This window comes from Scytonema sp. PRP1 (assembly GCF_036697665.2).
Lineage (GTDB): Bacteria > Cyanobacteriota > Cyanobacteriia > Cyanobacteriales > Nostocaceae > Kalymmatonema > Kalymmatonema gypsitolerans.
Genome location: NZ_JBAHYJ020000068.1, coordinates 77,967 through 90,682, shown reverse-complemented (window position 1 = coordinate 90,682; position 12,716 = coordinate 77,967). Strand labels below are relative to the sequence as shown.

Below are 12,716 nucleotides of genomic sequence, written 5' to 3'. Positions count from 1 at the left end.
AAACCATACAATTTACAATTCCTTCAAAAATATGGATAACCAGCTATCTAAAGAAATTGCTTTAAAACACTTGGAGAAAGTAGCTTTTGTTGAAGGTGGTAGCGAGAGAGAGGATGAATTTTTCGGAGGATTTTTGAAGGGTTTGGGAGTTACTCAACCTTCAAAGATGACAGAGGTAGATGCTGAGAAATTATTAGGGAATTTAGCATCTGAAGAATGTTCAGAAGAATTTGTAGAATCTTTAGTGTATTGGCTGCTTCGTCAAAGCATTTCCCCAGCAGCGAAGGAAGCAATATTGGAGAGTGATATAGACGGGGATGGTGTGCCATTGTGGCGAGAGTTACTAGATGGTACTAACCCTTTTGTTAATGACCGTAATTCTTTAAGACAAAGTTATTTAGGGAGAGAGATTAGTAGAGGTAGGGATTTGTAAGTATAAAAAAATATGCAGCATCCCATGAAGGGGTGCCGCATATTTCTATAATGAATCAACAGCTAGAAATGCTCGAAAATGCTCTCGAATTCTTCTCTGCACTGTGGCACTGTATTCCCCCCACCATTGTTCTACAGGGGTGCCTCCTACACAGGAGATAACTGCACTGAATTCCTCCCCTTTATAAAGAATTGGAATGCAGATTTCACCTTTAGCTGTTTGTCGAGGATTGCATTTTACACCAAAGCTATTAAGGAGTTTCTCAAGTTTGTTGAGTTGTTGAATTTCTGACATAATATTAATTGATTGGTAGATGACGGATAGCTATATGAGCAGTCCGTCTATTTTTTCGCTGCAGTCGGCGCTTTTGCGCCAGAATGTCTTTGACATACCCAACAATTCTTTTTGCTGCTAGATCCCCTTGAAATTCAGGAATATCTCTGCATAGCCAATCCAATGTTGTTCTCCATGTTTCCCATCTTCTCAGATAATCTTTTTGCTTTGGATGATAGCTGGCGATAATTTTTGAAGCTTCTGCGATCACTGATGATTTTGTTCTAGATGTCATAAAGTTTTTGATATTTTGGTATTACCTAAAATGTGCTTATGCACCTATGATTTATTAATGGTGATGAGGTAGCACTCCACAGTGGTATATCTCTCACTATTTACAAATAATCCCCAAGGCAATTTCTCTACTTCAGCATTAACTGTGGTAAGCCAATGACGAAATTGTTTGTAGAAGCTGCTGTTATATTGCCAGGGAGTATTGCTGGCTAATGACACAAGTCTGCCACCTGAAGAGAGACAATGGTAAGCCTTTTTTATATGGGAAAATTGTTGAGAGAAGGGAGGATTTTGAATTATGGTGTGGTAGCGATTATGAAGATTAGGTATGCTAAGCAAATCTGAGCCTATAACAGTGAATCCTTGAAGGGTAAGGATTGCCTGAAGTTCTACAATTGGTTCGATGACTTCTACAATCGTCCCACACTCCCGCATAGCAATGGCTAAATTACCAAACCCTGCAGATGGTTCTAAACACAAACTGCCTGACTCAATATTGGATGCTTCTATCAACAATTTCACCACCCAAGAAGGAGAGGGAAATACATCCCATTTTTTGAGTATTTCGCTATTGTTCTGATTCAACAAATTTTACTTCGTCTTTCACTTCTTTGCTTATAGGTTGTTGTATGTAGTCTTGGAATTGAAGAGGTTGGTTGCTGTCAAAGCATTGGCGTATATTATCCAGTCCTTCTAGGAATTGCATAACACAAGAAGGACCTCCTACTTGATACAGTGAGATGGCATCTTCCCATTCCTTAAGACTAGCTTTCTTTTCCTTGAGTATTTCTACAATCGCTGCTGGCAATCTGACTTCCTTCCCAGTCTCTAAGTCTCGATGAGATACTGTAGCTAGCAATAATTCTTGCTCACTTTGTACAGTTCCCTTTTTGGATAAATTGATGTGATGGAGTTGAGCAGCTACTCCAAATAAGGGCAGTTTGAACTGTACTCTTTTTCTTTTTTTGGTAGAAGAAGTAGATTTATGTATTTTGGGTTTTACCTTAATTGGGTTCTGGGGAGATTTGATGTTGAGAAGTTGAGGTAGTGTAAGAGATAGTTGCCCTCGTGGTAAAAGTTTTAGATCACTATTAATGCTGCAATGGTGATAGATAATACGGTATTGGTGATGAGCGGAGTGCCTGGGGTCACCGAACACACGCAACTTCACTGTGATGGTGTGGAAAATCCAACCACTACCTCTGTCTGCACAATCTGGTAGCACAATTTGTGGTAAGCTTTCAGCCCACTCCAGCGTTACGATGCGATCGCCCGACAAGCCCTCGTGTATTTCCCTCAGTTTGGCACCTGGGTGTTGTGCTTTAAACTTTTCTACCCAGGCACGTTGCTTTTTGTTAAGTCGGGGTTTTCTGGTTTGTTTTTTCTTTGCCATAAGTAGTTTGAAGAGCTAAAAATACTTCTGCACAAAGCTTTCAGAGTCTTTGTGCAGATTGGTTATTCTTGGAGCGAACTGGGTAGTTCTATGCTTTTTCTGCCCAGGAGTTGCAGATAATCGACTCTGGTGGTTCGTTTCTGTGTATGGGAACAAGGGAGATGAATTGGCTCATGCTCCAACGCATCGCTTGTTGGATAGTGTTGGCAACATCTTGGGCATATTTGGTAGCAGATATGACATCTAGCTCATCGTGGCAAGAATTTCCTATCCAAACTTCTCCCAGCCATTCTGGGTGTTGGTCGTAAATTTCTAAGAACTTGGCTTTGGCAAGTTTGATAATGGTAGCTTCTGTTAGTGTCCAGTATGCAGCACAGGCATCTGGCAAGCGCACTGAACACTGCTTTCTCTCCCCAAAATCTTGTGGATATTTGGGCAGAAATACGTAGCGTCCCGAAAGTGATTTGACACAACCAACACCAAACTTGGTACGGGACTCTATTTTAGCCAACCCCAAAACGGGAGGTTTGAACTTGTTGGCATCTTGTACTAGCTGCCACTGGAATTGTGCCAAAGTGGAATAGGTGTTCTTCCAACTGCTAATGTGCAGTTTGGCTTCTGACAAACTTAGTTCGATACCAGAACCTACTCTCACTGTTTCTTGATGCCGTTTGGGTCCCGACCCGTTCTGGCATCCATAATGAGCATTTTTACTCACTAGCCTTAATAATGAGGCTTGGGAGTTGTTTGGGTGTGTTTTGTCATTTTTCCAATGTTTGAGATTTTCTTCGGTCCATTGTTCATCCAATCCTTGAGAAGAGGCAATTTTGGCGGCGATAATGCAGAAGGCATCACCAGTGGGAGAATTTAGTTTTTGGATGAGTAAGTTGTCACCCGATGCTTGGGCTGCGATCGCAGTGTGAGCGCCCATGAGGTCATTAATAATGTATTTGTAGCCTGGTGGCGCTACAAACACGCTTCGCACGCTCTTGCGGTTTAACTGTCTTAGCTCGTAAGGCATTTTGTCTGGGTGAGGCGGGTTTTGCAAATTTGGTTCGTGACAATTTGAGCGTCCTAGCCCCATTGGTCCAATTTGGGTATAGCTTCCTCGAACTCGACCATCTTTTAGGTTTTTGGCAATTCCTTTAAGGTAGTTGATGTAATTTTGCTGGGTGCGGATGAGCGATAGCAGTTTGAGGGACGGGATGCGCCAATGGGCACTGAGGGTTTCTGCTGATGTGTTTCTAAGATTGAGTTGGAATTTGGCGTTGATGAGTGGCAGCAGCGCCTTCGGACTATTAATAGCCTTGACAGCTCCTGGGAAAGTTTCTTGGAGTTGGGAGAGCAATTTTTCCAATACCAACTCATATTCGGCAGTCACCTGTTGCAAAACCTCAAAGTCTACAGGCATTCCGTAGTGTTCCATTTGGGCAAATGCAGGCGTTGCCGCACACTCAATCAACCCATGTTCCCAAGCACCCACGGCTTCCATCAGGGGTTTGAGTTTGTCGTAAATTTCTAACACCACAGCGGCATCCGTGGCAGCATAATTGATCTGCCGATTGGAGAGCTTTCCTGCTCCCAGTTCCCCCCAACCCCAATCTGAGGTTTGTGCCGACTTGTCAATAGTAATTGCCAACCGCAGACATAGAGATTCTAAGGAGTGAGGACGATTGTGTAATTGGTCTAACCATTGCGTTAGTCCTGCCCAGTACACCTGTGATAGTAGCTGGGTGTCAATAACGTTTCTGATGGTAAAACCGTATTTGGCTAGCATGAAGGCTTGTTCAAATCCCATTGCATGACCGACTACTTCCACCTTGGGGTTCGTCAGTCTTTCTCTCAAAGTCTCCCAAAACCCAAGTCTTTCCAGGTGTTGATGAGTACGCGATCGCTCCTGGGATTTCCACCCTAGGTCAATCACTATAACTAGGCAGCAACTAGGGGAGTCTTCTACTGCTATTTGTATGAGCCTGATTTCCCCAGTCTCTGGAGATAAGCCCCCATCTGGGTCTCGTACTGTTGAATAAGTCTCCAAGTCAAACCCGAATCTCTTACAATTTTTCCACACCTCAAAGCATTGGTTGAATCTGCTGTCATTGAGTAGAACCACGCTTTGCTTCTTCGTTTCATCTGGCTCAAGCATTAACGAATATTGATGAAAGGAAGCATTATTCTTTTTACTCATCTTGTTCCATCTATTGCTTTGAGATTCTCCGCTTTTACTGCTGATATAGCGCAGCGATTATGGGAGAGGACGGTGGAAAAACTTTTCTAGCTGATAGGACTTACGCAGTCCCTTTCATCGCACATTGTTCCACCGTAACGAGTACGTCCTATTTGTCTTTTGACACTAAAATTCTGTTGCCACTTTTGGTGACAAAGTTAAAAGAATTGTAAGCAGCGTCCATTGTTTATTCATTCGCATTGTTGATAATTCCTAACTTTTGCATTTTGAAAACAATCGAATTGATTTCCAATAAGTACTGTTGAGAGGGATGTTGAGATAGGAAATAATGGAAATCATCAAGATAAGTAATGAGCAATTCTTGAGGTAGTATTCGTCCTTGAATATGGAGGATAATTTTGGGATAATCTCGTAATGCACACCTGGCGGTTTTAAGCAAATGATAGGTAAGCGATTGAATTTGCAAGTAATAATCTGAGCAGGAATAGAGGTTGATAAACTCTGACATCTGCTCTACTGTGTTGATTATTTGATGGTGAACAATTCCATCTTCTGTTTGGTAAGATATTTCCATTATTAATACTCCGAAGGTAGCATTAAAACTTTTTGGCACAGATAAAGTTTGATGTGTTGCAGTGGGAAATCAGTAAACTCTATGTTTTGCACTACAACAGGGTTGCAATCTGAATCAGCACGGCAAGAGAGGGTTGCTGTTTTATCTTCGTTAACTTCCAATTGCCAAAGTTGAAATTCTTTGAGTTCTGGATGTTGTAGGAGCAGTGTGCGGGTTTGGTAAGAAGCAATTGCATCAATAAGCCAGCCAGATGCGGCGGTATCTACTAAATACTTAATTCCTTGTGTATATAAAAATGTTCCAAGCCAATGTTTGAATACTGTTTCTGAGCCAGTAAACTGAGATAAATCAGCTTCAGTTATCATGGTTAATGCTGTATCAATTTTTCAGCAAACAAAGGCGTCAGCCATTAATGACTCACAACAACAAGCCCCTCATTTGAGGGGCTGGCAATAAGAATTTGTGAGATGTTTACCTAGTAGCCATCAACTGTTGTACTATCTCTACCCAAGCTGGAGCCTTCTTCCCATTAACTGGTATAAGAGAATCCCATTTTTGTTGCAGAGATTCCATGCTCATATCTGGTAGGTGTTGTTGCGCCCAGGCGATCGCATCAGATGGAGTCTTCCAATTTACCCAAGGTGGTGTTTCTGCGGTTGGAGTGGGAAAAGTGGTTGGCAGTGCTAGTTTAGCATCTGGTAACAGTCCCAATACTGTCACCTCTAACCATAGCTGGGGCTGGCTGGAAAATTTTACCTGTGCTTCACGTTGTTGAAGATGCTGCTGAGCTTGGAGAATGTCTTTGATATCCCAACTTTTCACAATTTCACACAACTCCCTCCGACTGTCCGCAGTCATCGTCACCATCTCATTGCTGGTAGATGTTTTGGCAATCAATATATCTCTGAAGAAGCTGGTGAGATTTTGCAGTATCACCAATGGCTCTTTACCCCACTCCAACAAATTGCGAATGATGGCAATAACTGCATTACTATCACTATCAGCAATCTTCTCTACGAGTGTGAGTAATTCGTACTCTGGCACCATTCCCGCTATCTCCCAGACCCAATTCTGGTCAATGGTAGTATCTAGCAGACTCAGCTGATCCAGCAGACATTGGGCATCCCTCAAGCAGCCAGAAGATAGTTGTGCCACCAGCCGCAGCGCTTCTGGAGTAATATCGATTAATTCCTCAGAGGTGATGTGGTTCAGCTGTTTCACCATATCCTCTACACCAATTCTCTTAAAATCGAACCTTTGGCATCGAGAGGCGATGGTGGTAGGCACTTTGTGAACTTCTGTGGTGCAGAGGACAAACACCACATTGGCAGGTGGTTCTTCCAAAGTCTTCAGTAAAGCTTGGAATGCTTGATTGGAGAGGGAGTGGCACTCATCGATACAATAAACCTTGTAGCGGCTGTTGACAGGTGCGACATGGGAGCGTTCAATAATCTGCCTGATATTCTCGACCCCAGAGTTACTTGCAGCATCTATCTCGACTACATCTAGCGATAATCCTCCAGCAATTGCAGTACATGAATCGCATTTGCAACAAGGAGAAGGAGTTGGAGAATTACCATGTTCAACAGTCCAGAGATTTTGCGAGGATGCGAGCGCTGGAGGTTTTACCTGTTCCTCGTGGACCAGTGAACAGGTACGCTGGGGCAATCCTTGCTGAAGTGATGGCGTTGGTAAGCGTGGTGGCGATCGCTTGTTGACCGACAAGTTGAGCAAAGGATTGGGGACGATATTTTAAATGTAGTGGTTGGTACATGATAGAAATAGTGGGAATATAAACATGATGAAATTGCCCCAAACTCAAGCAATGGAGTAGAGTTTGGGGTGGAACAGTAGTGATTTATGGAGTTAACTTACGCAGCAGCTTCGGTTTTCTTCTTTCTGCCTTTGGTTTTAATGGTGAGAGTAGTGGAAGTAGTAGGAGAATGGGTTACTGTGGTGGTGTCTTCTGTCGCCTCAGCATCTGTGTTAACCTCTGTTGGTTGTGGCGGCGCTTCTAGACCACTTCCTGCCATCACAAGAGCAACTTCAGCAGCTACTTCAGTTGTTGATAGTGCTTCCTCATCTGTGATTGTTGTCTCTTCATCAGTTGGTGATGTTAGTGATGTTTCCTTGGAAGCGATCGGTGTTTGCTGATTGGCTATGGAGATATCCTCAGTTGTCATAGGTTCTGTGGATGATGAAGAATCTACTGTGATAACAGCTTCTTCAGCAGCAGTCAGCTGCACTGGCATCACCAAAACTAATTGATTTAAAATGCCGCCAACAGGAGTGATGATGACAGGAGTTGTAGGTCGATTTGCGTGAATCAACACTTCATCAGTAGGAAGAAATCTCAAAGCATCGCTGAGGTATTTGATGTTGAAACCGATATGTAACTTTTGCTGAGAATCGCCCGTTGAGTTGATGACAATTGATTCGACAGCACCACCTACATCTTGAGATTCTGTGGATAATGTTGCTTGCTGACTGCTGTAGTCAAAGGTAATGGCAACCACTTTCTCTTTCTGCTCAGCAACAATTCCTACTCGCTTTAAAACATTATCTAATACCTTTCTATCGACAATGAATTGATGTTCAAATTGTTGGGGAATGAGCGATGGGTATTTGGGATATTCTCCTTCAAGAATTCGGGAAGTTACTCTAATGCTTGGCAAATTAAATACAACAGTCCCACCACCAACGCTAATGGTGCATTCGTTGTTCTCTCCCACACTCCCCAATATCTTCTGCAATTCTGTTAGTGTTTGATAGGGAATTGTGATTTCTATGAGGTCAGATGCATTCTCCGCATCCCCACTTGATTCTATAGTGCCGGAGGCAACTGCCAGACGATGACCGTCTGTCGCCGCAGCTTGCCAATTAGTTACAGCAAACTTAAAATGTACCCCTGCTAGAACTAACTTGGTTTCATCTAGACTTGCAGCAAATAGTGTCGCCTCTAACGCTTGCAGCAATTTGGATGCTGGTAATGTAATGATAGTGTCATTAGCTTCAGGGAGTGCTGGGAATTCTTGGGGATTGAAAGTTTGGATGCGACAAAAGCCAGAGGAGTGAGAGAGGACAGCGTTATTGTCTGCAATTTCCACAGTGATGTCGTTTTTGGGGAGAGAGGAGACGAGTTGAGAGAGGAGTTTGGCTCTTAGAGCAATGGTGCCGCTATTTTCCACAAAGCATTTACATTCTGCGCGAATGCCTATACTCATATCGAAAGTAGTTAGCACAATTTGTTGTTTGCGTTTATCAGCAATAAACAATACATTGTTGAGAATGGGGTGGTGTGGTTTGGAGGGTACTGCATAGCTAACGAGGGAGAGTGTGTCGGCGAGGTCTTTTTGAGGGATTTTGATTTTCATGCTAATTATGGGTTGTGGGTTGAATCAGTTGAGTGCTTGGTGTTACTCCAAGCACCCACAGTTTCAGTAATTGCTCTGCGGGAACAATTGCACGCTTACTCGGAGGCAGCAGGAAGTGCTGGTGTTTCAGGAGAGCCAGGAATCATGAGAGGTTTGGCAGGTTCAAGTGATTCCCAGACATAATCTTTGATGTTGGTCTTGAATCCCATAAAGTAGTTACGCCAGTTTTCTACTGTTGGTCGTTCGTGATCTACCACTCGACAGGCAAAGCTTTTTTGTTTGGTACCGACTTGCTCCCTAGCTGTTTTGAAGCAGAACACGCCAAGGCTATAGAACATTGCATTCTTTTGTTTGGCTGGAATGCCATTGACAATGGAGTGACAGATATTGAGTTCATTGCAGAATTCTTGCCAATGTCCAGCGAAGGTAGCTTGGTTAGCGCCTGCTGCTTTGTAGATGAGGGGAATTTGGTGCAGTGGTTGGTTCTCCTGATCCAACAGGAAGACTTGAAAGTACTGGACGTTACCAATGTTCTCATCTTCCCTCATTTGGGTAGTGTACCGCCCCAAAATAACTGTGGAGTTGCTTTCCTGAGATTGCTTTCTGTCATATCCCAACACTGGTGTTTTGGGACAGACTAGCATTCTGGGGTTTTGGATGAGAATACCCTGTTCTTGGGCACCACTAGACTCAAACGTATAGGTAATGAGTTGTTTCTCATCAAACTCCCTCCACCCAGCTACAGCCATTTGGTTGACAGCTACAAAATAGCCACAGCTTTGTGGAGTAGTGCCTCGGAGTGCTTGGATGCGAGGCAGTTTGGCATCAGGGTCTAGAAATTCGCTTGAGCAAAATTCATCCCTTTCTTGCACAGGAGGGATTGCCGCAGAGTTTTGGGGTTCAACAGTGGTTTCAACAGTGGTTTTAACTTGTTGATTCTTAGCCATTTTTTGTTTTTAATTACTGGTTAATGGTTTGTGAGAAATGGTTGGCAATGGTTGGTTAGAAAGCCATTTCTTCGGCGTGATGTTTGCCGTTACTGTTGTGGGTTGAGTGGATTGAAGGATGGGGATTCAATAGTTCAAGTTCTTGGATGATTTCTTTTTGTCGTTGGTTGGAGAGAGATTGGTAGATTTGTTGGAGGATGTGGATAGTTTCTGTTAGCTTTTGTAGACAATCAGTACCAAAACTGATAGTCACAGTCTCTCCACCCTCAATAAATGAACAACATTGTTTATCCCCATTGCTATAGGAAGTAACAAATGTTTCTTGTGAAATTTTTGCAGTGAATGAGTGAGATAGTTTCATGGTTTGTCAGTAAAAGACACAATTTTGATAGAGAGAGAGTTGTTAGTTTTGGGAGTATTGCGACGTTTGAGGTGAGCGAGCATTTGAGTTACGCATACTTCTGTTGAGTGAGAAAGGGTAGATGTAGACATACGTTGCGCTTCCGATTACTCAGAAGCGCAGCGCGTAGCGCCTATCGTCGTGGACGTTTTGGTGTTACTGAATTCATTTTGTTAACTAGGTTATATCAATTTACATTGAGCTTGCATATAATAGAGGGCAAGGGGAAATTAGATAGCACAAAAATGGCACGTAAGCTAGAACTGGAAATCACAGAAAGCTCAGACTATTTAGAAAAAACACTAAAACACACTCTTGAGTGCTAGCCAAAAAGAACGACTGCAAATGCTTTGGTGGCTAAAAACAGGGCAAGTGCGATCGCATCAAAATCTAGCGCAAAGATTGGCACGGGACCCCTCAACGATCACCCGTTGGTTGCAGAAATATCGCAAACAAGGACTGAGCGGTTTGCTAGAAATGAAACAACCGCCCGGACAACCGCCGACAATTAATGGAGTTGTACTTGAGTCGCTCAAAGCAAGATTAGACTCACCGCAAGGTTTTGGCAGTTACGGGGAAATAGTCAACTGGCTTTTTGAGAATTATGGATTAAACGTCAGCTACCGAATGGTTCATTACTTAGTTCGGTACAAACTCCAAGCGAAACTGAAAGTGCCGCGACCATACAGTACAAATCAGGACTAGTCACGGCGATCGCAACATTTAAAAAAACATTCCACGAGCATTGTTAGCGTTACAAGAATTACTTGGTCAAGGCAAACGGTTGCGTTATCTATTTCAAGATGAGAGCCGGATGGGACTTAAAACTGAACCAAGACGCATTGTAACAACTCGTGGTGTCCAACCAATGGTTCGTGTCGCATGGAAGCGGCAAAGTTTTTGGCTGTATGGTGTTGTTGAACCAATGACTGGATGGCATTTTTGTTTGGAGTATCCAAAGCTTTCTGCCCAACATTTTCAAGAGTTTTTGGATACGGTTTCATCACAATTGGGAGATGATATTGCACTCCTTCAAATTGACCAAGCCGCAGCGCATTTGTCTTATAACTTGAAATGGCCTGAAAATATTATTCCCATCTGCCAACCTGCCTATTGTCCACAACTCAACCCCATTGAAAGATTTTGGCTGTTTGTTAAATCTTACATTAAGGGTCAGGTATTCAACACACGTTCTGGAACTTCGCGATTGCCTCTGGCACTGCCCCTTGGGCAATCGCCTCCATGAGGTTCTCAGTAATCTAACCTCAGAGCGTGTTATTTGTTTGACTTCTTATGACTATATTCTTGAAGCTCTTTTCTATGCAGCTTCAATGTAAATTGATATTAGTAACATTCACTACCAACCACCCAGCTTCTCTACATTTATTAAGTGCATCTTCTAATTCATCTTGATTTTTAAGAAGTTTGTAGCGAATGAATTCTCCAGAAAAAGGGTGGAGATATGTTTGATAGCAATTTTCAATTTGGACGTAACTGATGCGTTTGTAAACTAACATTCCTTCCGTTTACTCTTCTGTCAAAATCTGAATGCAGAACTTGAAGATGTTTTGCTTCGTAATTACACTTTCTTTTTAAGAGTGATGGTAATATAGGGTGTTTGGAGAGCAAATTTTCTATTTGTATTCTCTCCCAAGTAAGCCCAATATATGTATTTCCAATATCGAATTGGGCGGAATGTAAGCAGTAGATTTCTGCATTCAATTTGGTCTTGGTATTCACATTTGCGTATTATTAGCACGATGTCTGTGATTTATTTGTTGATAATTAAGATTCTGGTAGCAACACCTGTGGAGTGAGTGGAATTTAGGAATGAACCATCAGGCAACTTTTCATCCCAAGCATTATGAGCTTTTAACCATTTACGAAATTCTTTGAACTTGCAGTCACTGCGAAAGAACACCGATTCTGGAGCAATCGTCACAAGAGAACCACCACTAACCAAGCAGTTGTAGGCATGGTGGGTATGCTCAATAAATTTTGAGAATGGCGGGTTGGCTATTACTGCTTGCCACTGCTCCCCATTCAGCTCAGTCAGAAAGTCGCAACCAAGAATGTTGAATCCTTTCAATTCTAAGATTCTTCGCAGATTGGATTGAATTTCGACAACATCCAATTGAACATTAGGGCAATGGTGGAAGATAGCCTGGGCGATATCCCCTTTGCCAGCGCTGGGTTCAAGTACCCGCATCCCTGGTTGCAACTGCGCCAGTTCCACTAAGCGATCGCATACATGATGAGGAGTAGGAAAGAACTCGTTAAGTTTCATCCCTACTAACTCAGTTTCCAAACGACGGATTTGCACTTCAATTGGGTCTTCTTTGGGAGGAGAGTGCAGTTGCTTCAGTGCTGCGATCGCTTCAGAAGCTTGCTGCCAATTATGAATGTTGGCTCTTTTCAACGCAGATTTCCAGCAAGCGTACTCTCCCTCGTCGCTCTTAAAGACTTTCTTGATATCCTCTTCATTCCAAGTTTTGGATGACATTTTTCTGAGAATTTCCAACTGAGTTTTGGTAGAAATGCCTTTGAGTATGTCTGGTAGTTCTCCAACAAGAGCAGCATCAGCTATCGCATAAAGCCAAGATTGAATCTGTTGCAAAAGTCTTGCTTCTTCATACATTCCCTCAGCAATTTCTAACCTACGGCGAGTGGGACGTTGTTGGGCGATAGCTGGGTTTTTCTTTGCATCAATGGTTTCTTGCAGTGCAGCAGCTAACTGTCTGAGTTTTGCTGCTTGATGGGGATTGGGAATACGGATGCATAGAGAAGTTTGTCCTGTGTTTGGTAGGTCAAATATGGACAACTGATGCATATTTATATTA

General features: G+C 42.8%; 16 protein-coding genes. 3 read left to right on the top strand and 13 right to left on the bottom strand.

Annotated elements, in window-relative coordinates; all coding sequences use genetic code 11:
* Positions 1-31: 31 nt before the first annotated feature.
* On the top strand, positions 32-433 hold the full coding sequence (locus V5G28_RS14425) for a hypothetical protein (protein ID WP_336230694.1): 402 nt from the start codon (positions 32-34) through the stop codon (positions 431-433).
* A 45-nt stretch (positions 434-478) separates the two neighbouring features.
* Here the strand turns inward: V5G28_RS14425 and V5G28_RS14420 are convergent, their stop codons facing one another.
* The 12 genes from V5G28_RS14420 to V5G28_RS14365 all read right to left on the bottom strand — a co-directional run bounded on the left by V5G28_RS14420 (position 479) and on the right by V5G28_RS14365 (position 9,729).
* The gene (locus V5G28_RS14420) at positions 479-727 is read right to left on the bottom strand and encodes a hypothetical protein (RefSeq protein ID WP_336230693.1); all 249 of its coding nucleotides are present in this window, start codon (positions 725-727) and stop codon (positions 479-481) included.
* A gap of 4 nt (positions 728-731) precedes the next feature.
* Positions 732-1,001, bottom strand: coding sequence for a hypothetical protein (locus V5G28_RS14415; RefSeq protein ID WP_336230692.1), 270 nt, complete (start codon positions 999-1,001; stop codon positions 732-734).
* Between the two features lie 44 nt (positions 1,002-1,045).
* Positions 1,046-1,585 carry a hypothetical protein gene (locus V5G28_RS14410; RefSeq protein ID WP_336230691.1) on the bottom strand — a complete coding sequence of 180 codons (540 nt, stop codon included), beginning with the start codon at positions 1,583-1,585 and terminating at the stop codon, positions 1,046-1,048.
* Complete coding sequence (locus tag V5G28_RS14405) at positions 1,569-2,393, bottom strand: hypothetical protein (protein ID WP_336230689.1); 825 nt, start codon at positions 2,391-2,393, stop codon at positions 1,569-1,571. Before V5G28_RS14405 ends, V5G28_RS14410 begins: the two co-directional genes overlap by 17 nt.
* A gap of 88 nt (positions 2,394-2,481) precedes the next feature.
* Positions 2,482-4,581, bottom strand: coding sequence for a DNA polymerase (locus tag V5G28_RS14400; protein ID WP_336230687.1), 2,100 nt, complete (start codon positions 4,579-4,581; stop codon positions 2,482-2,484).
* Positions 4,582-4,807: 226 nt separating this feature from the next.
* Positions 4,808-5,155, bottom strand: a complete 348-nt coding sequence (locus V5G28_RS14395; RefSeq protein ID WP_336230686.1) for a hypothetical protein — start codon at positions 5,153-5,155, stop codon at positions 4,808-4,810.
* A 2-nt stretch (positions 5,156-5,157) separates the two neighbouring features.
* Positions 5,158-5,520 (bottom strand): DUF6876 family protein, encoded by a 363-nt coding sequence (locus tag V5G28_RS14390; protein ID WP_336230684.1) that lies wholly within the window; start codon positions 5,518-5,520, stop codon positions 5,158-5,160.
* A 106-nt stretch (positions 5,521-5,626) separates the two neighbouring features.
* Positions 5,627-6,823, bottom strand: coding sequence for a DNA polymerase III subunit gamma/tau (gene dnaX / locus V5G28_RS14385; RefSeq protein ID WP_336230683.1), 1,197 nt, complete (start codon positions 6,821-6,823; stop codon positions 5,627-5,629).
* Positions 6,738-6,929 (bottom strand): AAA family ATPase, encoded by a 192-nt coding sequence (locus tag V5G28_RS14380; protein ID WP_336230681.1) that lies wholly within the window; start codon positions 6,927-6,929, stop codon positions 6,738-6,740. The genes dnaX and V5G28_RS14380 overlap by 86 nt, the downstream gene beginning before the upstream one ends.
* Before the next feature lie 97 nt (positions 6,930-7,026).
* Positions 7,027-8,529 (bottom strand): DNA polymerase III subunit beta, encoded by a 1,503-nt coding sequence (gene dnaN, locus V5G28_RS14375; protein ID WP_336230680.1) that lies wholly within the window; start codon positions 8,527-8,529, stop codon positions 7,027-7,029.
* Positions 8,530-8,624: 95 nt separating this feature from the next.
* Positions 8,625-9,476, bottom strand: coding sequence for a DUF5895 domain-containing protein (locus V5G28_RS14370; protein WP_336230679.1), 852 nt, complete (start codon positions 9,474-9,476; stop codon positions 8,625-8,627).
* Between the two features lie 55 nt (positions 9,477-9,531).
* On the bottom strand, positions 9,532-9,729 hold the full coding sequence (locus tag V5G28_RS14365; RefSeq protein WP_336230678.1) for a hypothetical protein: 198 nt from the start codon (positions 9,727-9,729) through the stop codon (positions 9,532-9,534).
* Positions 9,730-10,191: 462 nt separating this feature from the next.
* Between V5G28_RS14365 and V5G28_RS14360 the strand changes: the two genes are divergently transcribed.
* Together V5G28_RS14360 and V5G28_RS14355 are read left to right on the top strand one after the other, a co-directional pair.
* Positions 10,192-10,581 carry a helix-turn-helix domain-containing protein gene (locus V5G28_RS14360; RefSeq protein WP_336230677.1) on the top strand — a complete coding sequence of 130 codons (390 nt, stop codon included), beginning with the start codon at positions 10,192-10,194 and terminating at the stop codon, positions 10,579-10,581.
* 40 nt (positions 10,582-10,621) lie between these two features.
* Complete coding sequence (locus tag V5G28_RS14355) at positions 10,622-11,122, top strand: IS630 family transposase (RefSeq protein WP_336230675.1); 501 nt, start codon at positions 10,622-10,624, stop codon at positions 11,120-11,122.
* A gap of 525 nt (positions 11,123-11,647) precedes the next feature.
* Here the strand turns inward: V5G28_RS14355 and V5G28_RS14350 are convergent.
* On the bottom strand, positions 11,648-12,706 hold the full coding sequence (locus tag V5G28_RS14350; RefSeq protein ID WP_336230673.1) for an SAM-dependent DNA methyltransferase: 1,059 nt from the start codon (positions 12,704-12,706) through the stop codon (positions 11,648-11,650).
* Positions 12,707-12,716 lie beyond the last annotated feature (10 nt).